Source organism: Orrella marina, assembly GCF_003058465.1.
In the GTDB taxonomy this organism is placed as follows: domain Bacteria; phylum Pseudomonadota; class Gammaproteobacteria; order Burkholderiales; family Burkholderiaceae_B; genus Algicoccus; species Algicoccus marinus.
In genome coordinates this window covers 3,009,497-3,034,008 of the sequence record NZ_CP028901.1, presented here as the reverse complement: position 1 = coordinate 3,034,008, position 24,512 = coordinate 3,009,497, and the positions used below count along the sequence as shown (strand labels likewise).

25 protein-coding genes and 1 pseudogene are annotated in these 24,512 nt (G+C 55.6%); 16 read left to right on the top strand and 10 right to left on the bottom strand.

Annotated features, from left to right (window positions below; translation table 11 throughout):
- Positions 1-6: 6 nt before the first annotated feature.
- The 4 genes from DBV39_RS13835 to DBV39_RS13820 are packed head-to-tail and all read right to left on the bottom strand — an operon-like array spanning position 7 to position 2,091.
- Positions 7-996 carry a DUF4040 domain-containing protein gene (locus DBV39_RS13835; RefSeq protein WP_108622030.1) on the bottom strand — a complete coding sequence of 330 codons (990 nt, stop codon included), beginning with the start codon at positions 994-996 and terminating at the stop codon, positions 7-9.
- On the bottom strand, positions 993-1,316 hold the full coding sequence (mnhG, locus tag DBV39_RS13830) for a monovalent cation/H(+) antiporter subunit G (protein ID WP_108622029.1): 324 nt from the start codon (positions 1,314-1,316) through the stop codon (positions 993-995). The genes DBV39_RS13835 and mnhG overlap by 4 nt, the downstream gene beginning before the upstream one ends.
- Positions 1,313-1,609: a monovalent cation/H+ antiporter complex subunit F gene (locus DBV39_RS13825; protein ID WP_227870637.1), complete on the bottom strand. Its 297-nt coding sequence runs from the start codon at positions 1,607-1,609 to the stop codon at positions 1,313-1,315. The genes mnhG and DBV39_RS13825 overlap by 4 nt, the downstream gene beginning before the upstream one ends.
- Entirely contained in the window at positions 1,609-2,091 is a 483-nt protein-coding gene (locus DBV39_RS13820) for a Na+/H+ antiporter subunit E (protein ID WP_108622028.1), read from the bottom strand. Before DBV39_RS13820 ends, DBV39_RS13825 begins: the two co-directional genes overlap by 1 nt.
- Positions 2,092-2,693: 602 nt before the next feature.
- On the opposite strand from DBV39_RS13820, the gene DBV39_RS13815 reads away from it, so the two are divergent.
- From DBV39_RS13815 to DBV39_RS19550, 8 genes and pseudogenes are all read left to right on the top strand, one after another.
- On the top strand, positions 2,694-4,112 hold the full coding sequence (locus tag DBV39_RS13815) for an amidase (protein WP_108622027.1): 1,419 nt from the start codon (positions 2,694-2,696) through the stop codon (positions 4,110-4,112).
- 4 nt (positions 4,113-4,116) lie between these two features.
- Positions 4,117-5,603 (top strand): annotated as a pseudogene (locus tag DBV39_RS13810) (N-acyl-D-amino-acid deacylase family protein).
- A gap of 101 nt (positions 5,604-5,704) precedes the next feature.
- Positions 5,705-6,034 carry an FmdB family zinc ribbon protein gene (locus DBV39_RS13805; protein ID WP_108622025.1) on the top strand — a complete coding sequence of 110 codons (330 nt, stop codon included), beginning with the start codon at positions 5,705-5,707 and terminating at the stop codon, positions 6,032-6,034.
- Positions 6,035-6,072: 38 nt separating this feature from the next.
- Complete coding sequence (locus DBV39_RS13800) at positions 6,073-6,681, top strand: DUF502 domain-containing protein (RefSeq protein WP_108622024.1); 609 nt, start codon at positions 6,073-6,075, stop codon at positions 6,679-6,681.
- Entirely contained in the window at positions 6,682-8,484 is a 1,803-nt protein-coding gene (gene aspS, locus DBV39_RS13795) for an aspartate--tRNA ligase (protein ID WP_108622023.1), read from the top strand. It begins immediately after the preceding gene.
- Between the two features lie 7 nt (positions 8,485-8,491).
- The gene (locus DBV39_RS13790) at positions 8,492-9,358 is read left to right on the top strand and encodes an endonuclease/exonuclease/phosphatase family protein (protein WP_108622022.1); all 867 of its coding nucleotides are present in this window, start codon (positions 8,492-8,494) and stop codon (positions 9,356-9,358) included.
- Positions 9,359-9,361: 3 nt separating this feature from the next.
- A complete protein-coding gene (locus DBV39_RS13785) occupies positions 9,362-9,958 on the top strand; it encodes a glycosyltransferase (RefSeq protein WP_108622021.1) in 597 nt (198 codons plus the stop codon).
- The gene (locus tag DBV39_RS19550) at positions 9,955-10,257 is read left to right on the top strand and encodes a galactosyltransferase-related protein (protein ID WP_159078958.1); all 303 of its coding nucleotides are present in this window, start codon (positions 9,955-9,957) and stop codon (positions 10,255-10,257) included. Before DBV39_RS13785 ends, DBV39_RS19550 begins: the two co-directional genes overlap by 4 nt.
- On the opposite strand, the gene DBV39_RS13775 is transcribed toward DBV39_RS19550, so the two are convergent.
- Complete coding sequence (locus DBV39_RS13775) at positions 10,231-10,911, bottom strand: LysE/ArgO family amino acid transporter (RefSeq protein WP_108623288.1); 681 nt, start codon at positions 10,909-10,911, stop codon at positions 10,231-10,233. The two genes, DBV39_RS19550 and DBV39_RS13775, sit on opposite strands and share 27 nt — an antisense overlap.
- A 133-nt stretch (positions 10,912-11,044) precedes the next feature.
- Between DBV39_RS13775 and argP the strand changes: the two genes are divergently transcribed.
- Complete coding sequence (argP, locus tag DBV39_RS13770; protein WP_108622019.1) at positions 11,045-11,977, top strand: HTH-type transcriptional regulator ArgP; 933 nt, start codon at positions 11,045-11,047, stop codon at positions 11,975-11,977.
- On the opposite strand, the gene DBV39_RS13765 is transcribed toward argP, so the two are convergent.
- Positions 11,962-13,419, bottom strand: a complete 1,458-nt coding sequence (locus tag DBV39_RS13765) for a mannose-1-phosphate guanylyltransferase/mannose-6-phosphate isomerase (RefSeq protein WP_108622018.1) — start codon at positions 13,417-13,419, stop codon at positions 11,962-11,964. The two genes, argP and DBV39_RS13765, sit on opposite strands and share 16 nt — an antisense overlap.
- Before the next feature lie 108 nt (positions 13,420-13,527).
- Positions 13,528-14,520, bottom strand: a complete 993-nt coding sequence (locus tag DBV39_RS13760; protein WP_108622017.1) for a PaaI family thioesterase — start codon at positions 14,518-14,520, stop codon at positions 13,528-13,530.
- Positions 14,521-14,638: 118 nt separating this feature from the next.
- On the opposite strand from DBV39_RS13760, the gene dinB reads away from it, so the two are divergent.
- The gene (dinB, locus tag DBV39_RS13755; RefSeq protein WP_108622016.1) at positions 14,639-15,778 is read left to right on the top strand and encodes a DNA polymerase IV; all 1,140 of its coding nucleotides are present in this window, start codon (positions 14,639-14,641) and stop codon (positions 15,776-15,778) included.
- Here dinB and DBV39_RS13750 read toward each other — a convergent pair.
- The gene (locus DBV39_RS13750) at positions 15,754-16,932 is read right to left on the bottom strand and encodes a hypothetical protein (RefSeq protein WP_227870635.1); all 1,179 of its coding nucleotides are present in this window, start codon (positions 16,930-16,932) and stop codon (positions 15,754-15,756) included. The genes dinB and DBV39_RS13750 overlap by 25 nt on opposite strands.
- 113 nt (positions 16,933-17,045) lie before the next feature.
- Positions 17,046-17,591: a dTDP-4-dehydrorhamnose 3,5-epimerase gene (gene rfbC, locus DBV39_RS13745; RefSeq protein ID WP_108623287.1), complete on the bottom strand. Its 546-nt coding sequence runs from the start codon at positions 17,589-17,591 to the stop codon at positions 17,046-17,048.
- Between the two features lie 858 nt (positions 17,592-18,449).
- On the opposite strand from rfbC, the gene DBV39_RS13740 reads away from it, so the two are divergent.
- From DBV39_RS13740 to DBV39_RS13715, 6 genes are all read left to right on the top strand, one after another.
- Positions 18,450-19,226, top strand: coding sequence for a FadR/GntR family transcriptional regulator (locus DBV39_RS13740; RefSeq protein WP_322348719.1), 777 nt, complete (start codon positions 18,450-18,452; stop codon positions 19,224-19,226).
- Positions 19,227-19,232: 6 nt separating this feature from the next.
- A complete protein-coding gene (locus DBV39_RS13735; RefSeq protein ID WP_108622014.1) occupies positions 19,233-20,015 on the top strand; it encodes an enoyl-CoA hydratase in 783 nt (260 codons plus the stop codon).
- A gap of 197 nt (positions 20,016-20,212) precedes the next feature.
- Complete coding sequence (locus DBV39_RS13730; protein ID WP_108622013.1) at positions 20,213-20,974, top strand: sulfite exporter TauE/SafE family protein; 762 nt, start codon at positions 20,213-20,215, stop codon at positions 20,972-20,974.
- A 37-nt stretch (positions 20,975-21,011) separates the two neighbouring features.
- Positions 21,012-21,950, top strand: a complete 939-nt coding sequence (gene rfbD / locus DBV39_RS13725; RefSeq protein WP_108623285.1) for a dTDP-4-dehydrorhamnose reductase — start codon at positions 21,012-21,014, stop codon at positions 21,948-21,950.
- A complete protein-coding gene (gene waaC, locus DBV39_RS13720; protein WP_108622012.1) occupies positions 21,938-22,882 on the top strand; it encodes a lipopolysaccharide heptosyltransferase I in 945 nt (314 codons plus the stop codon). The genes rfbD and waaC overlap by 13 nt, the downstream gene beginning before the upstream one ends.
- A 138-nt stretch (positions 22,883-23,020) precedes the next feature.
- Positions 23,021-24,349: a 3-deoxy-D-manno-octulosonic acid transferase gene (locus DBV39_RS13715; RefSeq protein ID WP_322348762.1), complete on the top strand. Its 1,329-nt coding sequence runs from the start codon at positions 23,021-23,023 to the stop codon at positions 24,347-24,349.
- On the opposite strand, the gene DBV39_RS19545 is transcribed toward DBV39_RS13715, so the two are convergent.
- On the bottom strand, positions 24,337-24,507 hold the full coding sequence (locus DBV39_RS19545) for a hypothetical protein (RefSeq protein WP_159078957.1): 171 nt from the start codon (positions 24,505-24,507) through the stop codon (positions 24,337-24,339). The two genes, DBV39_RS13715 and DBV39_RS19545, sit on opposite strands and share 13 nt — an antisense overlap.
- Positions 24,508-24,512 lie beyond the last annotated feature (5 nt).

Below are 24,512 nucleotides of genomic sequence, written 5' to 3'. Positions count from 1 at the left end.
CTACCCTCAGTATGTCGCCCGGTTGGCGATCGCGTTGAAGATCATGATCAAAACAGCCGTTACCGTCAGACCGACTCCGAATTCCACCATCAGGATTCCGTAATACTGGGCGATCTGCGGATCAGTCCAGAGTGCGTTGTAATCCAGGAAATGGTGACCTAGCAGCATGCAGGCGACGCCAACTCCGGTATATATGGTGCAACCTAGCGCAGCAAGGTTGATCATGACCTTTTGCGGCATGGCCTTGGCAGAACGGTCCGCGCCTTCAAGGATGCCGTAAAGCATGATTGCAGCTGCAAACAAGGCACCGGCGGAGAATCCGCCTCCAGGGCTATATTTGCCGTGGAACTGCACCAGCAGTCCGAACAGTAAAAGCACAGGGATCAGCAGTTTTCCGACCACGCGCAGAACGGCGTGGTGTTGCAAACCGCGTATCGCTTGTCCGAGTTCCTCGCTTGAAATGGATGCGCGTTTTTTTGGCTTGAAGCTTAGAACAGACAGTACGCCAATGCCGGCTGTGAAAATGACGAGGACTTCACCCATCGTGTCATAGCCTCGGAATGAGGCAAGAATGGCAGTCACAATGTTCGGGATGTTGATGTACTCAGGGGTCTTTTCTATGTACCAAGGCGCGACGTGCTGATGAACCGGTGCCAGCGGATCGCCCAGGCGGGGTTGTTCCAGCGTTGCGATCAACAAAACCAGGCCTACGACCGCAACGACCACAATTGGTAACAAGCGACGCCCTTGCCTGATGCTTTCCTTGTCAGCGGTTAGGGAGAGTGCACCCATGAAAAGTACGGTTGAAACACCGGCGCCCACGGCTGCTTCAGTCAGCGCAACATCCGCCGCATCCAGAATGAAAAAGTTGGAGGCCATCAGCAAGCTGAAAATGCCGAACCACATGCTCGCAACAAACAGATTGCTTGACACGACGGTCGCTACCGCCACGACTGCAACCATTGTCAATGTGAAGAATCCAAAGAATGTCATCATGGGAGGGTCTCCTGATCGTTCTCGTGAGCGAGCTTGGGCTTGACCCCGCTTATCAGTGCAGCATTGGCCATCGCGTAGGAGGCAACCGGTGCAGTAAACAACAGGAATACGGCGATTGCGAACAGTTTGAACGTAGCCAGTGACCATCCCTGGGTGAGCAGGAGTCCCACCATCACCAGCAGCATTCCAAGTGTCTCTGTCACGCTCGACGCATGCATCCGTGTGTACAGATCAGGCATCCTGATCACACCAAATGCACCAATCACGACAAAAGCAGCACCGGTGGCGAGCATTGCATCTGAAATCAGGCCCAGAATCATGAGGAAACTCCCTTTCGTTGCCTGCGCTCCTTGTTCGCGCGGCGCGCATCCCTGTTTTGTACAAACTGGAGAACTGCCAGCACGCCGATAAAGTTAATCAGCGCATATGCAAGTGCCAGATCCAGAAAATCGGGTCTGCCATACAGAAGTGCAACAATGGAAATAAGAAGCACTGTCTTGGTGCCAAACATGTTCATGGCAAGTACCCGGTCATAAACGCCGGGCCCGAGAATGCCTCGCAAGATGGCCAGGGCCATGCTGACCAGAACGGCAAGTCCAGCAGCTGTCAACATTAACGATCTCCCCTTGCTTGGAGGTTGGCTACGCGGTCATTCATGTCGCCAGTCAGGACGCCTTCAGCGGTGTCCTGGGTGATGCCGTGTACAGTCAGTTCTCCCTTCTCGTCAATGTCGATCGTGACGGTTCCCGGCGTCAAAGTGATCGAATTGCCAAACAGGACCCATCCTACGGATCCTCGACTTTTTGATTTCACTTTGACGATGCCGGGACTAATCGGCATGGAAGGAGAGAGAATGATGCGACTGACCTGAATGCTTGAGACAACGATTTCCTTGAGAAGCCATGCCCAGTAAGTGATGACGCCCAAGCCCAGGTGACTGGGGACTGACTCGTGATCAATGGTTTCAAGTCGCCCGACTAACCACACGGTTAGCAGACAAGAGCACAGTCCCAGAAAAATCATTAACGGAGAATAGACACCGGACCATAAAAGCCAGAGTATTGCCAGAGCAAAAAGCAAAACGAATTTACGCATGACGCAGTTTTCCTTTGGTCCTTTCTATTCTCGTGAGTGTTAGCTCACCCGGTTTTAAGCTCGTTGAAGTTTCAGTGATACACGATAGAAACTCAATCTGAGCCATTTTTCTGACTTTCGTATTGTTTTTTGGCCCGCTGCACTGCTACTAACTCGACAGCCGGTATCGCGTGAAGAAATCCGATTTCCTTATTCCGAACCGGGATAAGAAAAGTGGTGCTGGATATGAAATCCAGGCTCAGAGCGACACGCTAGTGGCAAAGTAAACCGCCCATATCGTAGCAGGGATGAAAAATCTTTGGGGGCTGAAAAGTCCGTCGATTGGCCCTCTAATTCCCCGACCTGGAGATAACTCAGGGATATCCCTGATAACGCATTTGCTTGATTCGCATTGTCGAATGTTGATCATCACGCTGTGTTTTCAGGGAAGTTCCATGTCTGAAACCTTTTGGCTGTAATTATGCTGGCGCGCATTTTGCTTGCTCAGAATCGAGCTGCCCAATCCAGGCGCAGTGCTGATCAAGGTTATGCTCCCATTCAGTGCATAGTTGCGCGGATGGAGATGCCTTGCCCCGCATCGGAACCATTACGAGGACCTGAACGTGAACGCTGACATCGCTTTCTCAACACTGACTGAATTATCTGCCGGACTGGCCGCGAAGAAATGGAGCGCGCTCGAGCTGACGCAGGCGTATCTGGCCCGCATTCATCAGGCCAACGGCAAGCTGCACGGATATGTTCAGGTTGACGAAGGTATTGCGCTGGCAATGGCCAGGGCCTCGGATGAGCGCAGGGCAAACGGCGTTTTGCTGAGCGAGCTTGACGGAGTGCCTTTTGCAGCCAAGGACTTGTGTGAGCTCGAAGGCCAGGTGACCACTGCCGGATCGCAATACTGGGTGGACCGACGAAGCACTCAGACCTGTACACCGCTGCTACGTCTGATGCAGGCCGGGATGGTGATGCTGGGTAAAGTGCATATGGTCGAGTTTGCGTTTGGCGGGTGGGGCACCAATCCGGTCATGGGCACACCCTGGAACCCCTGGGACCTCGAGACACATCGAGTGCCAGGTGGCTCATCGAGTGGGTCGGCCGTTGTCGTGGCGGCCGGCCTGGCGCCGGCGGCAATTGGGTCAGATACGGGAGGCTCCATCCGGATCCCGAGCTCTCTGAACGGCCTGACGGGGCTTAAAACCACGCGCGGACTGATCAGCCTGCACGGGGCAGTGGCTTTGTCCAGCACGCTTGATACGCTTGGTCCCATGGTTCACAGTGCCGAGGACGCGGCGATCTGGACCAGGCTCATGGCTGGGCCTGATTCGCTGGATCCCGGCAGTTTGCACCGACCGCAGTTTCAGTGGAGTACCCCTGCGCCAGTCAGTAAGCCACTTCAAGGAGTCAGGCTTGCTGTGCTACCCGAGTCGGAGTATCCGATCAAGGTGGCTGACGATGCCATGAGTGCGTTTGAGCAGGCCTGCAAGACCTTTGAGGCGCTGGGCGCCACGATTAGTGAGCTGTCCCTGCCTTTCGATTTTGGTGATCTGGTTACCCGCAATGGCCAGATCATTGCCGCCGAGGCGTTCTCGGAGCACTGCGATTACATAGAGGACGAGTCCCTGCCCTTCGGTCCCGGTGTGAGAGGCCGCGTCCTTGGAGGTCGGTCAGTCACGGCTTCTCAATACATCAAGGCCATTGCACATCACCGCGCAAGCAGTGCATTATGGAAGGAACTGATGCGCGACTACGTGGCACTGGTCACGCCCACGACGCCATTTGCAGCTATTCCTGTGTCGGAAGTTGATGAAGCGGTAACTCCGATGGCGTCATTCTCCAGAGCCGGGAACTACCTGACTACCTGCGGGTTGACGTTGCCAGCAGGACAGAGCGCCGAGGGCCTGCCACTGGGTGTCCAGTTGCTTGGCAAGCCCTTCGACGAGGCTGCACTCCTGCGGGCTGGTGTTGCCTTTCAGCGGGAAACAGACTGGCATCGCGCACGTCCTGATCTGAGCAAACTGGGAATATGAAGCAATGACACAAGTGATGCGTGACTGTGAACTGGCAATAGTCGGTGGCACGGTAATCGACGGGACCGGGGCGCCTCGACGTCTGGCGAACGTCTATGTCAGCGATGGCCGGATTGTTGGCATAGGTAGCTCCCAGGAGGGGGGGCGACCCTTGAGAGTGTGAACTGGAGACCGGAACAGACAATTGATGCGACTGGCAAGATTGTGGCACCGGGTTTTATTGATGTGCACACTCACGATGACCGGGCCGTGTTTTCCCCTGCCCAGATTCTGCCTAAGGTGTCCCAGGGTGTCACGACAGTCATTACCGGCAACTGTGGCATCAGTATCGCGCCTTTCACCAAGGCCGATACTCCACCACCAATCGATCTCGTCGTGGAGAGTGAGGATATCAACCCGGCACCCATGCGGTTTCCGACATTCACTCAGTACATGCGTGCGCTGGATATGGCCAGTCTCAGTGTCAATGTGGCACCGCTGGTTGGACACAGCTCACTACGAGTCCAGGCTATGGACGACCTGGATCGCCCCGCGACCGACGCAGAGATTCAGGTCATGCGCCACTGGGTGGACGAAGCCATGCAGGCAGGTGCCTGGGGGCTGTCTTCGGGCGTGTTTTACCCTCCCGCCAGGGCAGCGACAACACGGGAGCTGATCGAGGTGGGAAGGCCACTGAGTGCCGCGCGCGGACATTACGTATCCCATCTTCGGGACGAGGGCAACAACATTCTCGAGTCGATGGCCGAAGCGTTTGAGATCGGACGTACGCTGGATATACGGGTGGTGCTGTCTCACCACAAAGTGGTTGGGGTATGCAATCATGGGCGCTCCACTGAAACACTGGAGGCCATCACGCAGGCTGCACGCAGTCAGCCGGTTGCGCTCGATTGCTATCCTTACCATGCTTCTTCCACAGTGCTCAGGCCCGAGTTTCTGCACCGGGCCAAGCGCACTCAGGTCACCTGGTCTCGCCCGCATCCGGAGATGGCTGGTCGAATGCTTGATGAGGTCGCGCGTCAGTGGGGCGTTAGCGAGCACGAAGCGGCTGAGCGCCTGGTTCCGGCGGGTGCGATTTATTACGCCATGGACGAGCAGGACGTTCAGCGCATTCTGGCGTATGAGTCGACAATGATAGGGTCGGATGGCATCGCCCACGATGCCATTCCGCATCCCCGGCTATGGGGTACATTTCCGCGAGTGCTAGGTCACTATGCCCGGGACCTTGGGTTGTTTTCTCTTGAAACTGCGGTTCACAAGATGACCGGGTTGCCAGCATTGAATTTTGGTCTCAAAGGCAGGGGCGAGGTTGCTCCTGGTGCGTGGGCTGATCTGGTGCTTTTCGATCCGGAAACAGTGGTTGATGTGGCGGACTTTGATGAGCCGACCAGACCAGCGGCCGGAATCTCGCATGTTCTGGTCAACGGGCGGGTCACCTTTACGCCTGACCAGGGGTTGTCATCCGGGGCGGGGCAGGCGCTGCGACGGCCATAATGTCCAGTAACCGTAAAAGCGGGGTAAAATTGAGGGCTTTTTAGCAGATTTTCCCTCTTTTTCTTAAAAATCTCATTACCCGCTTTTTCAAGGAGTGGAGTATGCCCATCTACGCCTACCGTTGCTTGGCCTGTGGCCATGAGCAGGATGTGCTTCAGAAAATGTCCGATGCCCCGCTGACGGTTTGCCCCGCCTGCAGCAAGGAAACCTATGCCAAGCAGGTGACTGCTGCCGGGTTTCAACTTAAGGGATCAGGCTGGTACGTGACTGATTTTCGAAACGGTTCGTCCGGTGGCAGTTCGGCCACCACCTCTTCCACCGCAAAAGGTGGAGATTCTGGCCAGAGTACCGACACGACATCGACGGGCCCGGCCTCATCGACGACCGCAGCAGCCGCCTCGAGTGACAAGACCCCTGCTGCAACGACCTGAGCAGACAGGCGGATCACCTTGTCCGCAGGATGAGCACAATGCGAGCCTTTAAGAAGTACCTGATGGCGGGTCTGCTGATATGGGCTCCGCTGGTCATCACCACCTGGGTTGTCTGGACGCTGGTCAGCACGCTTGAGAGCATCCTGCCAGAGTCCCTCTCTGCGAGGGCACTCCTGGGTGTGGATGTGCCTGGTCTGCGTTTTCTGATTGTCCTGCTGGTCTTGTTACTGACAGGCGCTTTGACGGCGAACTTTATCGGTCAGGCGCTTGTCGATCGGTGGGAGCGCCTGATGGGACGGATTCCGCTGATCCGTTCGATTTACAATTCGGTCAAACAAGTTGGTGACACCCTGCTGGCTCCCAACGGGCAGGCCTTTCGTCAGGCTGTCCTGGTTCAGTATCCGCGCGTAGGTGCCTGGACCATTGCTTTTGTAACCGGTGTGCCGGGTGGCGAAGCTGCCAGGCACCTGTCGGGTGATTACGTCAGCGTGTACGTTCCGACCACACCTAATCCGACCTCAGGTTTTTTTCTGATGGTTCCGCGGGCAGACATTGTTGCATTGAACATGAGTGTCGATGCAGCGCTCAAATATATTGTTTCGATGGGGGCGGTTGCTCCTCCCCCACCTCCTCAGGAGTCTCACTGAATGCGTACTTGCTATACCGGCCAGGTTTGTCGGGATCATCTGGGCCAAACAGTCACCCTTTTCGGGTGGGTCCATCGTCGACGCGATCACGGTGGCGTCATTTTTATTGATATGCGTGACCGTGCCGGACTCGCACAGATCGTGTTTGATCCGGACAACGAGCAAGCATTTGCCATTGCAGAGAAGCTTCGCAACGAGTTTTGTGTGCGGATCACGGGTCTTGTGCGCGAACGTCCTGAAGGGACGGTCAACACGGATCTGGCATCTGGCGAGATTGAGATCCTGTGTCGTGAGGTCGAGATTCTTAATGCATCGGTCACACCGCCATTTCAGCTTGATGATGAGAACCTCTCTGAAACGACCCGCCTGACTCACCGCGTCCTCGATCTGCGTCGTTCACAGATGCAGAAGAACCTGACACTGCGGTATCGGGTCTCCATTGAGGTCCGCAAGTTTCTGGATGAGCTTGGCTTCATCGATATCGAGACGCCGATGCTGACCAAGAGCACACCTGAAGGAGCCCGAGATTATCTGGTTCCATCCCGCGTGAATGCAGGCGAATTCTTTGCGTTGCCTCAGTCCCCGCAGCTTTTCAAGCAGATGCTGATGGTGGCCGGGTTTGACCGCTATTACCAGATCACAAAGTGTTTCCGTGACGAAGATCTGCGCGCAGACCGTCAGCCGGAGTTTACGCAGATCGACTGCGAGACATCCTTTCTGAATGAAACCGAGATCCGGACAATTTTTGAAAGCATGATCCGGCACGTGTTTCGTGTGGTTCAGAATGTTGATCTTGCTGATCCATTCCCGATCATGCCGTATTCCGAAGCGATGCGCCTGTACGGCTCAGACAAACCCGATTTGCGCGTGAAACTGCAGTTCACAGACTTGTCTGATGTCATGAAGGACGTGGACTTCAAGGTGTTCTCGCAGGCTGCTCAAACCCCTGGAAGTCGCGTAGTGGCACTGCGTGTGCCTGGCGGAGTGCAACTGTCTCGTAGCGATATTGATTCTTACACCAAGTTTGTGGGAATTTATGGTGCCAAAGGTCTTGCGTGGATCAAGGTCAACGAGATTGCCAAGGGGCGTGAAGGGTTGCAGTCACCCATCGTCAAAAACATTCATGATGCCGCTCTTCAGGAGATGCTCGCTCGAACGGGCGCTCAGGATGGCGATCTGCTCTTTTTCGGGGCTGATCGTGCCAAGGTCGTCAACGATGCAATCGGTGCCTTGAGAGTCAAGATCGGTCATAGCGAATTTGGCCACCAGAATGGTCTGTTCGAAGCAGGGTGGAAGCCTCTGTGGGTGGTTGATTTCCCGATGTTTGAATATGACGAGGAAGCCGGTCGCTACACCGCTGCCCATCATCCGTTCACCAGTCCCAAAGACGGTCATGAGGATCTACTCGCGACTGACCCGGCTCAAGCGCTGTCCAAAGCTTACGACATGGTCCTCAACGGCTGGGAAGTTGGCGGAGGATCGGTTCGTATTCACCGCGAGGAAGTCCAGAGCAAGGTCTTCCGGGCCTTGAAGATTGATGAGCAGGAGGCGAGACTGAAGTTTGGATTCCTGCTGGATGCCTTGCAGTACGGTGCGCCACCACATGGTGGGATTGCGTTTGGTCTGGATCGTCTGGTTACTCTGATGACCGGAGCCGAGTCGATCCGCGATGTGATTGCCTTCCCTAAAACTCAGCGTGCCCAGTGTCTGCTGACTCAGGCCCCTTCCGCTGTGGACGAGAAGCAACTCAAAGAGTTGCATATTCGACTGCGCCAGGTTGAGCTGGCCGCAGACAAGAAGTAAGTAGGTCATGCCAGGGCTGCGTATCGTCAGTTACAACATCCATAAAGGCCGCTCCATGAGCGGCAAGGATTCGCTGTACGATCTCAGGCTTGGCTTGCATCGCTTGCGGCCTGACCTCCTGTTTCTGCAGGAGGTTCAGGGCCGAAATGAAAAGCACGTTAATCTGGATGCCCAGCACGCCTCGCTTGCTGCGGCCTTGCAGATGAATGCCGCTTACGGGTGCAATGCGATCAGAGACATGACGGATCATGGAAACGCGTTGCTGTCACGCTTTCCGATCCTCAGTTTCGAGAACGAAGATGTGTCAGATCATTCGCTTGAGCAACGAGGGCTGCTTCATGCTGTGGTCGATATCCAGGGACATGAAGTCCACTGTTTCGTGATTCACCTCGGTCTCTTTGGTGGTAGCCGGATCCGCCAGATTGAAGCGATGGCGGCCCGTATCCGAAAGATGGTCCCTGATAATGTGCCGTTGCTGATCGCAGGCGACTTTAATGACTGGCGCGACGAGCTTGCACCGCTCTTTGTCCAGCAACTCGGGGTGCATGAAGTGTTTGCCACAGCGCCGCGAACAGAAGGGGATATTCCCAGTCTGCGAGACTCGGTTCGACACTTGAGGCAGGTCCTTAAAGGTGAGCAACCGCTCAGACTGATTGCCAGGAGCCGCCACGCGGATCCCAACCAGTTGTCCATGGCGGGTGCTCAAGCACTTAAACGCCCCCCTAAGACATTTCCGTCCAAGTTTCCAATGTTCAGGCTGGACCGGATCTATCAAAGAGGATTCGCAGTCAGGCAGGCACAGGTCCTGCGAGGTCGTCCGTGGAGTCTGCTTTCCGACCATGCCCCTCTACTGACCGAACTGGAGCTGTGCTGAGTCATGCCTGCCCTGTCTGAGTCTGTCGCGCCACGGGCGACCGTGATTGCGGCGTTTTATAACGACATCGATACTCTGATTCTGCTCATGCGAGCACTTGATGAGCAGGCCGATGGCAGTTTTGAGTTGATCATTGCCGATGATGGGTCGCGCGACGATGTTGTTCAGGAGATCGCCCGCCACATGGCGCGGTGCAGCTATCCGGTCAGACATATCTGGCAGGCCGACAACGGGTTTCTTAAAACCGTCATTCTCAACGATGCCGTTCGCCAGGCGCGAGGTCAGACGCTGATTTTTGTTGATGCGGATTGCGTGGTGCAGACAGACTTCGTCAGAGATCATCTTGTGCACGCAGGTCCAGGCATCATGCAGACCGGTCGACGTGTTGATGTTTTTCATGATGCCTACCAACTGCTCGACTGCTCTCACGCCAGCCAGATTGTGCGACGCAATTTTGTACGTTTGTTGCTCTGGACCTTACGCTCAAAGGCGCGCAATCTCGAAAAAGGCATTCGTTTCCCGATCGGTATCAGAAGGCTGTGGAGAGGGCGGGACTGGGGGTCCTGGGTTGCAATTTCTCGGTTGACCGTGAGGACTTGATCGCTGTCAACGGATTTGATGAACGGCATGGTGTTCAGTGGGGAGCAGAGGATTCCGATGTGGAGCGTCGTCTAAAGAAGATCGGTGTTCGCGTAAAAAGTCTTCGCTTTGCAGCCACCATGATTCATTTCGATGGACAGTATTTCAAACGAGGTCCATCCGAAGATGCTCGCGAACGCTGGAAGCTTTATCAGCAGGCCGAGAAAGAGAACCGGACCTGGACGCCTGACGGTTTGATCAAGCAGGACCGTCCGGACACGAGTATCACGCGTTCATATCGTAAAAACGTTGACCATTAGTAAGACCGCAATCGCGAGCATGATGATGGCGACCAGACCGTCGATCCAGTGTGCAATCCGCTTCAGTTCCAGCCTCTGACCAAGCCAGCAGGCGATTCCTCCGAGAAACAGAAACCAGATGATTGCACCGGTCATCGCACCCAGGCCGAACACAGTGTTTCCCGGTGTCTGGTAAGCCAGAGAGGCTGTTCCGATCAGCACAGCAGTATCGAGCCACGCGTGCGGGTTGAGCCATGAGAATGCGAGTGCGGTTAGCACGGCCTGCTTGCGTGTCATGTTCGTAGCACCAGGATAGGCCATGGTGCTGGTCATTTCACCTGGGGTGGATGCTACTTTCGGAAACTCATCTTTTAACGAGTCGCGACTAGCCTTCAGTCCGTGCAGAAAGTTTCTCGCGGCTTTGCTTCCGTAGATCAGCAGAAAGACCACACCGGCGAGCAGCAGTAGCCGGTGCACAGTGGGAGAAAGTCCTCCGAGCTTTGACAGACCAATGACGCCCAGACTGATGAGCACGATGTCACCGATGGCACACACACCGACTGTGAGCCAGAGATGCTGGCGTCGCAGCCCCATTCTGATCAGATGGGCATTTTGAGGGCCGATGGCCATGATCAGGGAAATGCTCAAAAACATTCCTGCAGAGAAAGCTGACATGTTGACACCTGTTTCCTGAATCGGCTCCCGTCGAATCCGGAGCCCGCGAACGATGGTGAGCATGATGCCGGAGTATGCAAAAGAATTAAATTGAAGTAAAAATATTTTATGTAAATTTAATAGAAGTTAATTTATGTTCGACCCAAAGCATATTCAGACTTTGCTGGCTGTTCATCGTGAAGGCAGCTTTCAGGGGGCTGCACGGGTGCTCAATGTGACCCCGGCGGCTGTGACACTGCGGGTCAAGGCGCTTGAGAGTGACATCGGCGCAATGGTACTGATACGGGGCAAATCCTTGCGATTGACGCCGCAGGGGCAGGCTATCGTGTCCTACGCCCAGCGTGCCCAGTTGCTGGAAGATGAACTGATGCGATCGCTCTCGCTTGACCAGCAGACATTTCATGGTGCAGAAAGCTGGAGCAGCCTTAGAGTCGCCATCAATACGGACTCTCTCGCCACCTGGTTTCTACCTGGCGTGAGCGCAGACCTTCAGGCCAGAAACATTTTGCTGGACATTGTCGTGGACGATCAGGACTACACACATGAGGCGCTCGCCAGTGGTGAGGTCGTTGGCTGCGTGACAACACTCTCCAGGCCGATGAAAGGCTGTGTGGCGGAACCGCTAGGTGTGATGACTTATCGTGGACTCGCACATCCGGCGTTTCTGGATCGCTGCAGATCAACACAGGGAGAACTTTCCATACATAAGTTGCTTTCCAGGCCAGCCATCATCTTCAATCGCAAGGATGCGTTACATGATCAGTTCATTCAGACACATCTCGGATTGCGCCAGCCTAGCTATCCACGCTACTTCGTGCCGGCACTTGACGCGTTCGAGAGAGCGATTGAGCTGGGGCTCGGGTGGGGGGTTGTCCCACAACCGGTCCTGCGAAGAAATAATGAACCGGTGGTGCGCCCGCATACCATGGACCAGCTTGCAGAGATCGTCCCGGGTGCCAGGCTGGATGTGTCGTTGTACTGGCAGCACTGGGAGAGGGAGTCAGAACCAGCACAGCGATTGACTCGCGCGGTAAAAAGTGCCGCGAGAGCTTACTTGCGACCGTAGTGATCTTCAAATCGAACGATATCGTCTTCGCCTAGATAGCTTCCTGACTGAACCTCAATGATCTCAAGGGGGATCGTGCCCGGGTTGGCGAGCATGTGTCTTTCGCCTAATGGAATGTAGGTCGACTGGTTCTCTGACAGGAGAATAGTCTTGTTCCCACAGGTCACAGCCGCGGTGCCCTTAACCACAATCCAGTGTTCGGCCCGATGATGATGCATCTGCAGGCTCAGACTGGCTCCCGGTTTGACCATGATGCGCTTGACCTTGAATCGATCTGATTCGTCAATGCTGTCATACCAACCCCAGGGCCGATAGACCTTGCGGTGTAGCTCATGCTCTTGCCGCTTGCTGGAGATCAGCTGCTGGACAATGGCTTTGACATTCTGTGCCTTGTCTCGTCGCGCCACCAGAACAGCATCCGATGTTTCGACTACGACCAGGTCGTCAACGCCAACTGTACTGACGAGTCTGTGACTGGCATGAACCAGGGTATTGCGTGTGTCTACACAGACTGCATCGCCGGCAAACGCATTACCCTGGTCGTCGTGTTCATTGACCTGCCAGACTGCATCCCATGCCCCGAGATCACTCCAGCCGGCCTCAAGTGCAACCATGCGGATCGGTATGTCACTACCAGGACAGTTCTCAAGTACAGCATAGTCGGCCGACTCCGATCGTGTACTTGCAAAGTCGGTTGCATCGGGCCTCAGAAACAGACCGTCATGTTTGCGCTTCTCCCATGCCTGGCTGACTGACTGAAGAATGTCTGGTGCGAATCTGTCCATGGCTTGCAGCCATACGCTGGCTCTGACCACAAACATACCGGAATTCCAGCTGTACTCGCCACTCTCCAGATAACGCCGAGCCGTTTCGAGGTCCGGCTTCTCTGCGAAAGCAATGACCTGGACTTCTTCTTTGACTATTTCGGACTTCTCATGCTGGATGTAGCCGTAACCGGTTTCAGGACTGGTCGGCGTGATGCCAAGAACAACCAGATGACCCTGTGCCGCACTGCTGACCGCAAGTCGTAGTGCGTCATTGCACGCGGCCAGATCCGTCACAATCTGGTCAGCAGGTGAAACGACCAGGACCGGATCATTACTATTCTGAAGCGCCTGGAGTGCAGAAAGCGTGATGGCGGGCGCTGTGTTGCGTCCCTGCGACTCGAGCAGGATGTCAACATGCGCGAGCGCATCGAGCTCTCTGAGCTGATCAGTGACCAGAAACCGATGGGCTTCGTTGGTGATCACCAGCGTCTTGTCCGCGCGAAATGCTTCCGTCTCGATCGACCTCAAGCGCTCGTAGGCCTGCTGAAACAAGCTGTTGCGACCGTTAAGAACCAGGAACTGCTTCGGAAAACCGGTTCGCGAGAGCGGCCATAGCCGTGTCCCGGAGCCACCACAGAGAATTACCGGAGTAAATAGAATCTCTTGCTCGCTCATCACCCGTCCGTTATGAGTAATCACTGACCATAATGCGCCATATGGCAGCGTGGCTGACATCCAGTTGCCAGATCAGTACAGTGCAGACCAAGTATAAAGGGAGTCCGTTCAGACCGTTCCGACTTCACCAGGTATTTGTGGCGTTGCGCCATCCTGACGTCGCGTGTGGTTGGTCGTCACTTCCAGAACCAGTCGACCCTCGATCCCGAGTAATTTAGTGCTGACCACGGCAGTGAGTCGGCCTCGATGAATAACCTCAGAGTGTGCGGTCAGTTCATCACCCTCACCCGGGCTGACATAGCTCGCCGTAATGCCGACCAGAGCCCACTCCGCTGGCAGAGCGGCGCTCGCACTTTCAATCACCATGCCCATGCTGATCCCGCCCTGGACGTGACCAACCCGGTTTCCAACGTGCGGCCCATTGTCCATCCGGGTACGGGCACTACGATCACCTGCCTCGGATCTGATGTTGAGGAACTCGGTCAGAAAAGCTGTTCCCCGGGATCTGGATGCAGCGATTGCGCGTTCGCCGCGGCTGACGATCTCTTGTTCTGACTCATCCAGATTACTGATCGCGGGTAGCGTGACGTCACCAGGACGGTTGTTGATCCATGGAATCGGATCGAGCTTGCGGCCACCAGGCGGGGGCAGGACCATGAATGTACTGGTTCCGAATCCGACCAGCTGGTTATCGGATTCAAGATGAAACCTGGCCAGACCGAGTCGACCCTTGACGCCCTCGAAGAACCCGTCAAGCGTTCCGTACGCGACCAGATCACCCGAAATTGGTGCGTTGGTCAGTTGCATGTGCAAGGAAACGGTTGCCAGTCGATCCGAGGGATCGCCTGCTGTTCTGATTGCCGTGGCCGCCGCAAAATCTGCCGCAACGGCTAGCGGGGTGGGATCCATGTTGCCATCGATGCCGGTTACGTGCGGCGCTGACTTGATGGTCACACGGGCCTTGCCATCATGAACATCTTCGAACCACAGATCAAAAAAATTGCCACAGAAGTGGTAGCCCGGTATCCGGTTCAAGGCAATCGCGCGCAGAATCTGCTCGCGTATAAACTCGTCGTGATTCAGGATTGACGAACTGTCCATGGCTTGGCTCTGTCTGATGAGGATTGGATTCAATACGGCGAACACTATACACTTGTGGCGCGCTTGAAGCGGTACCATAAACCAGGTGCGGACAGTGACTGCGTCTAAAGAGAACGGAATGTCTGAACATCGGCGGATTGCTCACCTTGACATGGATGCATTTTTTGCGTCAGTCGAGCTTTTGCGATATCCGCACCTCAAAGGGCAGGCGGTCGTGGTCGGTGGACGCAGTGTTCCAGCTCCCTGGCAGGATGATAAGGGAAACTGGCATCACGCACGCCTCAGGCAGTACGCTGGCAGGGGGGTTGTGACAACCTCGACCTACGAAGCGCGAGCGCACGGTGTCTTCTCCGGAATGGGCCTCATGCAAAGCGCCAGGCTGGCACCAGAGGCGATCTTGCTACCGGCGGACTTTGAGGCGTACCGGCACCATTCCCGGCTTTTCAAGTCAGCGGTGCGTTCGATCGCACCGCTTGTCGAAGATCGTGGAATCGACGAAATTTATATCGACCTGACAGAGTCGGACGTATCGTCTGTTGATCTGGCCCGTCAGATCAAGCAAGCTGTGCGAGATGCAACCGGCCTGAGCTGTTCAATTGCCGTGGCTCCAAACAAGCTGCTTGCCAAGATTGGTTCGGATCTGGACAAGCCAGACGGGTTGACCATTCTAGACATGCCAAGCTTTCGGGAGAGGATATGGCCCCTCTCTGTCAGCAAAGTCAACGGGATCGGACCCAAAGCCACCGCGCGTCTGAAAGAGAACGGGATACACACCATCGGCGAGCTGGCTGAAACGCCGGTGGACCAGTTGATTTCGCTGTTTGGCGCCAGCACGGGTAACTGGATGTTCAGGATTGCGCGAGGTCAGGATGATCGGCCTGTCCTGACACACAGCGATCCAAAGTCGATCAGTCGCGAAACCACCTTTAGCAGAGATCTGGACGTCAGGCTCGACCGGACCGAACTGACATCGATCCTGGACCAGCTCTGCGAACGTCTCAGTGAGGACCTGCAGCGCAAGCAGGTCTTTGCCAGGACCATTGGTATCAAGGTCAAGTTTGCCGATTTCAAAGTGGTCACGCGGGATGTGACCCTCACCAAATCGATTGGACAGGCGATGGACTTGAGGCGTGCCGCCTCGGAGTGTCTGAGACGCATCTCATGGACAGACAGGATTCGATTGCTCGGTGTCAGGGCGTCGGGACTATCCGGACTGGATGCGCGAGAGCCCGATCAGTTGCAGTTGTCACTCTGGTGATCTGTTGCGTCCTGTCCAACGCCGGACACGCGCTCCTCTGTCAAGACCTTGAGCAGATACTCTGCGGCCTGCCGGTTACCAGTCGGTTGCAATGCGTCGAAACGTCCCTGTTCGAGAAGGGATGCCATCGCCGCTTCAATCTGATGCGTGCCGAGTTGATCCAGCATGAGTGGGGCTGCCCGACCATGTTGCAGAATCCAGTCGACCAGCGCAGGCGATTCTGGCCAGTCTGGTCGCGGTAAAAATAACAACGGTGTGCCGCTGCAGGCAGACTCAACAAACGTGCCGTAACCAGGTTTACTGATGACGAGATCACACCCGGCAAACAGGTTTGCGAACGTCAGGCCCATAGACTGCATAGACGCATCATCAATCGCCAGGGCCTGCGGGTGTCTGGCAGCCAGGCCGGATGTCACAAGATAATAGACAGGCTTGCCCAGGCAGCTTTCTGGCCACCTTTCGGGGCTCAGGCGCGTCGGTATACCGCCCATGCTCACCAGCACGAACCAGCCAGTACCGTCATGCCCATGGAGACGCGCGAGTGCCTCGAGAGATGCTCTTGGGCAAGGGCGAGGAATCTCGCAGACCGGGCCAACTGCTAAACCGTTGGTGAGTGATGGCATGGCCATTCCAGGCTCGGGCTGCAGAAACCGGCTGGCATGGTTGTATGCCTCACGCATCTGATCGAGGATTTGCTCAAAGCCCTGCCAGCTCAGACCAGCTTTACGTAACGAATCGCCTGCAGCCGGTGCTTTGGCAACACAGGCCTGGAGAATGTCGGCCCAGTTCAGTGAACAAAGTGCCACAGTACGGATGCCGGCCTGATGTGCAGCCGCGAGTGTGAGGTAAGGGACATCAGCCAGCACCGCGTCAATTTTCAAAGACGTCAGATGGTCCGCCAGAAGGTCCACCTTGGCCGCCCAATCCTGGTGGGCGTGCGCATATCGGGCAAGGCTGCCTGACAGATCCAGTGTGAGAGCATCGTGCATCACCATCCCGAAATCGTCTGAGCCAGGGTCGATCCGGATCTTGGGGGCAATCCGCGAATTGACCTGTCGAGGGTCCAGGGATGTTCTGACGATCCAGTTCACGCTCCGAGGCAGGTGATGTGAGCCTGAGGGCTCACCGAGCATCTGGTCTACCGTGTTGATCACCGGTACGACCTGAGAAAGATGGCCGAAGCCGTGGGACGAGACCGCGACCAGGCAGGTGGATACCGGACGAATGTGCATATCAGGCCAGAGGATGGGCAGGGCCGGCCGTGCGATCAGATGTCTTTCAGGCGCAGTGCCCGCGATTCTGTGTCCTTTTCCGAAAGCAGCACGTCGGCTACCGCAGGCCAGTCAATCGCTACATCCGGATCGTTCCAGTAAAGGCTGCGCTCGGATTCGGGGGCGTAATAATCCGTGGTCTTGTAAAGAAACTCGGCATGATCGCTCAGCACCAGGAATCCATGCGCAAATCCTGGGGGGATCCAAAGTTGCTGAAATTGCTCCGCGCAGAGAATATGGCCTGTCCAGCGCCCGAAATCTGGGGAGTCCTTGCGTATATCGACTGCGACATCAAATACTTCGCCAGCAGTCACTCGAACCAGCTTTCCTTGAGCCTGCTGAGTCTGGTAGTGCAGGCCGCGCAGCACGCCGCGACTTGAACGGCTGTGGTTGTCTTGTACGAACCGGGCATTAACGCCAGTTGCCTCTTCAAAATCCCGCTGGTTGAAGCTCTCGTAAAAAAAGCCACGATGATCCCCAAAAACCCTGGGTGTCAGAAGCAGTACATCGGGCAATTGGGTTGTAGTGACAGAGTATGGCATGCGAAGTGGGTCCGATGTGGATGCGCAGAACATAAACGTCCTGTGCCGGATGGTTTCAATGACTACATTTGGTCAGCCTCTGGATTGTAAACAACGCACCACGCGAGCAAGAGGCTCCGCACACAAAAGCAGGATTCACGCGTGCTGGCTCCAGTCCTGGGTCAAATCAGAACTGATGTGTTGGGTAAAGCCAGATGGATAGATTAAGAGCATGGCAAATTTCGTATTCCATTCAATGGAATTGATTTGTGCGGCGGATCTTCATGCGAATGAGCGATCCGCATGTCAGTAGAAATTACATTAGTGCAAGGAATATTCTATTTGGTTTTTATTAATCAGCATCTTAAGTATGGCAGTTCAGGCAAGGTTGTCCAACAACAGGGATGAGTCATTCGTGTTGTTTAAAAAACATTAAAAATCTATATATATCAATGATGTGGTGGCTTTTCTTTTCTGGCTTGCCTTGCTTGATTGCAATTCGACGCCTCCTCGAGCCTCTTGACCGATTGCGGTGCGCCATGTCGTGGCTGTCGAATTGTTGCGCTGCGCAACGCTAAATCATCGAACGTCGGTCTTTTTTGATGTTTCACGCTCAATTCGGAAGAACTGGTTTTGTTTCACAGATGTTGGACATCCTATGTCCATACATTGTGACTAGAAGTGACTATCATTTGGTCGTAGTCGCACATCGCTCTTACAGTTGACGAAGCCTCAAGATTTCGCTGACTAGCATCAAAGGATCCCGCCACCCGTGTCTTTGACGGGCGACGAAAAATAGTCCGATGCTCAGTCGCTTCATAAAGTGAGGGGACAAACTTTCATGAACTTTGACACAGTATCAGAACAACGGGGGTTAGCATGATGAACGGTCTTGGCAGAACAATCCACAGTCGCGAAACACGCCGTCAGGCAATGAGCAAGCCGGTAGCGGCGTTCGAGAGCCTTGGGCGACCAGAGAATCTGGCTGACGAGATCGCACAGCAGCTAAGAGACAGAATTTTGAATGAAACACTGAGCCCCGGACAGAGACTGCCGACAGAGCAGGCCCTGGGCGCCCAGTTTGGTGTGAGTCGTAATGTCGTTCGTGAAGCGATCGCACGCCTGAAACTGACAGGGTTGGTGGAGACACGCCACGGAGTGGGAACGTTTGTAAAGCGGGACCTGGAGAACCGTCCTTTCGAGGTGGAGCAGGATGACCTGCTGGATTTCAGACAACTGATTGATGTGTATCGGTTGCGAGTCGAGATTGAGTCGGGTGCGGCGGCACTTGCGGCGACACACCGCTCGCAGGCGCAACTCGATTCCCTGAAGCAGGCACTCAAGCAGATGGAGCAGCAGCCAGATGACTGGGAAGCTGGTACCAATTCAGCCGTCGACTTTCATCTGGCTGTCGCACAAGCATCCAACAACCCATATTTCGTCCGGATTATGGGACATCTGAGTTCTGTGCTTTGCGACGCGGTCCGCACCCTGCGTTTCCGTAGTTGTGGGACATCTCGCACGCAGGAAGCCCAGCAAGAACATGCAAGGATCGTCGAGGCAATTGAGCGACAGGACGCCAACGCAGCCCGCCAGGCCATGCGCGAGCATCTCGAGCACGGCATCAACGGCTATCGCAGCCTGTTCGGGGATTGATGCCAGATGAGCAACGTTCTAGTAGAAAAGAAAGGGGCTGCTGGCTGGATCACATTTAATGATCCAGCCAGGCACAATGCCATGTCACTCGACATGTGGGCTGCAGTCGGTCCAGCGCTAGAGTCATTCGCGGCCGATGACGAAATCAAGGTGGTTGTGGTCACGGGAGCCGGTGGCAAGGCGTTTGTCAGCGGGGCGAACATTTCCCAGTTTGACAAGCTGCGCACGTCCGCGGATGCAGTTGCCGAGTACGAACGGGTGGCAGAAGGAGCACAACAGGCTCTGTATGACTTCCCGAAACCGACCATTGCCAGAATCCAGGGATACTGCATTGGTGGTGGCTTGAATCTGTCACTGTGTTGCGATATCCGGATCGCGAGTCAGGCAAGCAGCTTCTCCTTGCCAGCCGGGAAGATGGGTCTGGGCTACCGCTACACTGCTATACGTAACCTGGTCACGGTTGTCGGTCCTGCCAGAGCGCTTGATATCTTCCTGTCTGCACGCCGCTTCAAGGCTGAAGAAGCGCTGGAAATGGGACTGATTCACTTTATGCAGCCTGACGAGAGTTTTGATGCCTTTGTCGACGACTATGCTGCAAAAATTCAGGCCAATGCGCCACTGACGCTTCGGGCTGGCAAGACCATGATCCGCGAGTTTCAGAAGATGCCGGCAGATTCGGATGCCGAGAGAATGCGAGAGCTCGTCATGCAGTGCTTTGCAAGCGAAGACTATCAGGAAGGCAAACGCGCTTTCGCAGAAAAACGTGCGCCGCAATTCAAAGGCCGTTGACGGCTGGCATATCCTCTAGTCGGGATTGATCGTCTTTCGGGTCAGATCCGGTTGCCCCCGCGTGACGGGCGCAACCGGAAATATCATGGCTGTGATGCCCTGATCCCCAAATGGCCAACCTGTTTCAGTAACGGACCTCGCGATGCGTCTGTAATCGTGATTTGGCCAGTTTCCTAATTGATCGTCAGGGCCTTGCAATGATTGACATGTGGGAACAGTTGTTCCCGACATTCTCGATGTTTCTGGTGATGCTGCTCGCAACCATTGCGGCGGCGACCATGCGGGCGTTCTCCGGTTTTGGTGCCGGACTGTTGCTGGCACCTGTGCTAAGTCTGTATCTTCAGCCTGTGGATGTCGTGGCCGTGGTGGTCATGCTGAATTTTGTATCGACATTTCAGATGCTGCCTTCGATGTGGAAGGACATCGACTGGCCTCTGGTCTGGCGTATGGTGCCCCCGGCGCTCATCGGTATCCCTGTCGGGGGCGTGCTGCTTGCCGGACTTGACGCAGACCTGTTGCGCAGGATAGTTGCAGGCGTGGTGGTGGTCCTGTCCCTGATATTGCTGGCAGGCTGGCATTACAAAGGTGCCCGAGGCCGATTGCAAGACACGATTGCGGGAGTGGCGAGCGGAATCCTGACCTCGATCGGAGGAATAGGTGGACCACCATTTGTGCTTTACATGATGTCAGCCAAAGGGTTCTCGCCGGTCGCTTTCAGGATCTTCTTTACGGTTTTCTTTGCTGTTACACAGATTGCAACGTTACTCATGCTGTTGTTGAAAGGCTCGTTGCGGCCAACTCAGTTCGCCTACACCGGGGCCTTTCTCCCGATATACGTATTGGCGACTGCATTTGGATCTTATTTGTTCGTGCGGGCACTTGCCACGCGTGCGGACCAGATCAAGAGAATCTCCCTGTGGTTCTTGCTGATTGTCGGTGTCGTGACTTTCATCATTTGATGTGCATGTACAAGCCATGCAGGCATACAATCGCGCCATGAGCAAAGAACAATCAAACAACAAGCGAATTCTCGTGATTGGCGGTACCGGGCAAGTCGCCTGGGCGCTCGGGCAGGGTTGCCCGCAAGACTACACGCTGCGAATGGTGCCGCGCCAGGAGCTGGATCTGTCAGACGTCGATGTGCTGGCTAGCAGAGTCGAGCAGCTGATTCAGTCGTTTAACCCGCAGTTTATCGTCAATGCGGCAGCCTATACGGCTGTTGACCGGGCAGAGTCTGAGGAAAACATAGCATTTGCTGTCAACGGGATTGCGCCGGCAATTATTACCAATATTGCAGCACAGGCCAACTGCCCGGTTCTGCATTACTCCACGGACTATGTGTTTGACGGGACCAAAAGTGGGTCGTATGTCGAGGATGACGAGCCTAATCCGGTTTCTGCCTACGGGATCAGCAAGCTCGCTGGTGAGCGCGGCATGAGAGCCGCCAGCCAGCAGATTCTGATTCTGCGCACAAGCTGGGTGTTCGGGGTGCATGGCAGCAATTTCCTTAAAACCATGCTTCGGCTTGCCAGCGAGCGTGACGAGCTCAGCGTTGTGAGCGATCAGTTTGGTGCACCGACCAGTGCGGATCTGATAGCCCGGGTTTCATACGAGCTGATGGGTGCGATGCTTGACGTGCAGGTTGATGCAGATGACCCGCGCTGGGGCCTGTATCACCTGACCGCATCTGGCGAAACCAGCTGGCATGGATATGCGGCTTATCTGATTGCACGCGCACGCGAAATGGGCTTTCCTGTACGGGTAGAGCAGGAGAAGATCAAGCCGGTTACGAGTGAGCAGTTTCCGACCGCTGCAGTACGCCCGGCCAACTCCCGGCTCGATACGCAGCTGCTGCGCAGCACATTCGGTTTGACTCTGCCAGACTGGACGGTCTGCGTTGATGAGGTGCTCGGGAAACTTCGATGCGAGTCCTGATCGTCCGGACCTCCTCGCTAGGTGACCTGATTCACATGTTGCCGGCGATCACCGACATTGCCAGACATGTGCCAGGTGTCGAGATCGACTGGGTTGTTGAAGAGGCATTTGCCGAGATTCCAGCCTGGCACCCGGCAGTCAGACAGGTCATCAAGATTGCACATCGGCGCTGGCGCAAGGCGTGGTGGTCGAATCAGGCCAGGCAGGAGCGCAAGGCGGTGCTGGAGCGTATCCGCAGTGCTCGCTATGACCTTGTGCTGGACATGCAGGCACTGCTGAAATCGGTCTGGCTAGTCAGGGCCGCCAGTGGTGTTCATCACGGTCTGGACTGGCGTTCGGCGCGAGAGCCTCTTTGTACCTTGTTTTACGATGTGAAGCACCGCATCCCCTTCTGGCAACCGGCTGTCAAGCGCCAGCGAGATCTTGCGGCAGCGGTCTTCGAGTATGCCTATGACGATCCGCCTGATTTCGGGCTGGGCAGGAGATTCTTACGTCAAGTAAAGAATCCACCCTATGCTGTGATCATGCCTTCAGCCAGTCGGGACGACAAGCTGTGGCCGGTGGCTTGCTGGGACGGTGTCTTTGATCGACTGCAGATGCAAGGGCTCGGGTTGGTCCTGCTGGCAGGGTCTGAGCGCGAAGCTGACAGAGCCCACGCATTGATCGCGGCGCGCGAGAATGCTGTCGTTCAGCCGCGCTCCAGCCTGACCGACCTTGCACGGTTGCTGGCAGAAAGCCGGATCATGATTGGACTGGACAGTGGCCTTACCCATCTGGCGGCCGCAGTCGGGACAGATACGGTAGGTATATACAAGGCATCGACGCCGGTGCGCACGCCTGTGACGGGTAATGGGCAGACGTTTAGTCTGGGTGACCGCGATCATGAGCCCACGCTGGAGATGGTGCTGGATGCGGTCAGGAAGGTGTTCTGATCGGGTGATTCGGCGACAGGGGCGAGTTGTGAGTTGCCAGTCATGCGCAGCAGGCGTGGTCTGGTGCGTATACTCTTGTACGGCTATTTCTGCCGGAAGTACCGAACCGTAATGTTTTTGGAGGTTGCTGGCTTGGTCGTGAGACTGATCTATTCGATAGTACTGATGCTGGTTGCACCGCTGGTCTGGTTTGGGATGGGATGGCGTGCGCGCAAGACCGAAGGTGACTGGGGGATATTTGCGGCCGAAAGATTCGGATGTTTCCCTCAGCCCTGGGACGGCAGGCCTCCTGTCTGGGTGCATGCCGTCAGTGTTGGAGAAGTTCGTGCAGCGGTTCCGCTGATACAGTCATTGCTGCTCAAAGGCGACCGAGTCTTGCTGACTCACATGACGCCAACCGGGCGCGCCGAGGCGCGCCGTTTGCTGGCACGTGAAATCAGCGACGGACAGGTCAGGCAGCAGTGGATCCCATATGATTTCTATGGTTCGATGAACCGGTTTCTAAGGCACTTCTCGCCTCGACTGGTGATACTGATCGAACGTGAGGTCTGGCCAAATCTGGTGCATGCAGCCAGAGTCCGGCGCGTGCCGGTCATACTGGCGAGCGCCCGGTTCTCCGAACGATCTGCCCGCCAGACGCGGCGGATCAACCAGATATTTGGAGGCTTGTTGCGTGATACCTACTCGGGTTTGACCAAGGTGCTTGCACAGACACCGGAAGATGCGCGTCGACTGTTTGATGCGGGTGCGCCGGATGTCTCTGTGTGTGGCAATCTGAAGTTTGATGTCACGTTGCCTGTTGTTGCCGTCCAGGGAGGACAGGCCTGGCACGAAAGAATCGCTAGACCGACGGTCGTCATTGCAAGCACACGGGAAGGAGAGGATGCCCGGTTTGTACCATTGATAGCCGAGCAGGTCCGCCAACCGATCGAACCCGCGGGCGTGCCGCCATTGTTTGTCCTGGTACCAAGGCATCCGGAAAGATTTGATCAGGCCGCCGGTCTGCTTGACAGCCATAGACTGAGATATGTGCGCTGGAGCATGATCCGTGACGATCCGGCAGCACTAGATGATGTCAAAGAGATGGAAGTGATACTTGGTGACACCATGGGCGAACTGCCGTTTTTCTATGGTGCTTCAGATGCCGCGATCGTGGGTGGAAGTTTCGAGCCCCACGGAGGGCAGAACTTCATCGAGGCCAGTGCAATTGGTGTCCCGGTACTGGTTGGCCCCCATACGCGCAACTTCAGGGATGCTGTTATCAGTGCCCTCCAGGCGCAAGCGCTTGTCCAGGTCAACGACCCGGAGCAGGCATTGATGCAGGCGCTGCAGTGGCTACGCGAACCGGACCAGGCACACCAGATTGGCATGGCTGGGAAATCCTGGGTAGCTACCCACGTTGGGGCGACAGCCAGGATTTCGGAAGCAATCGCAACACTGAATCCAATGGACGATCAAGGGTTCTGAAGGCGTCCACGTGAAATTTGCACGGCATCCATGTTGAGTTGATTCTGGCTCATGGACGGGGTGCGTCCAAGATCACTTCTCACTGTGCCGAACCAGCCTTGGCCGAGTCCGAACACTAGCAGATTGACCACCGTCAAAACGATTACGAAACCTTTCATAAAAC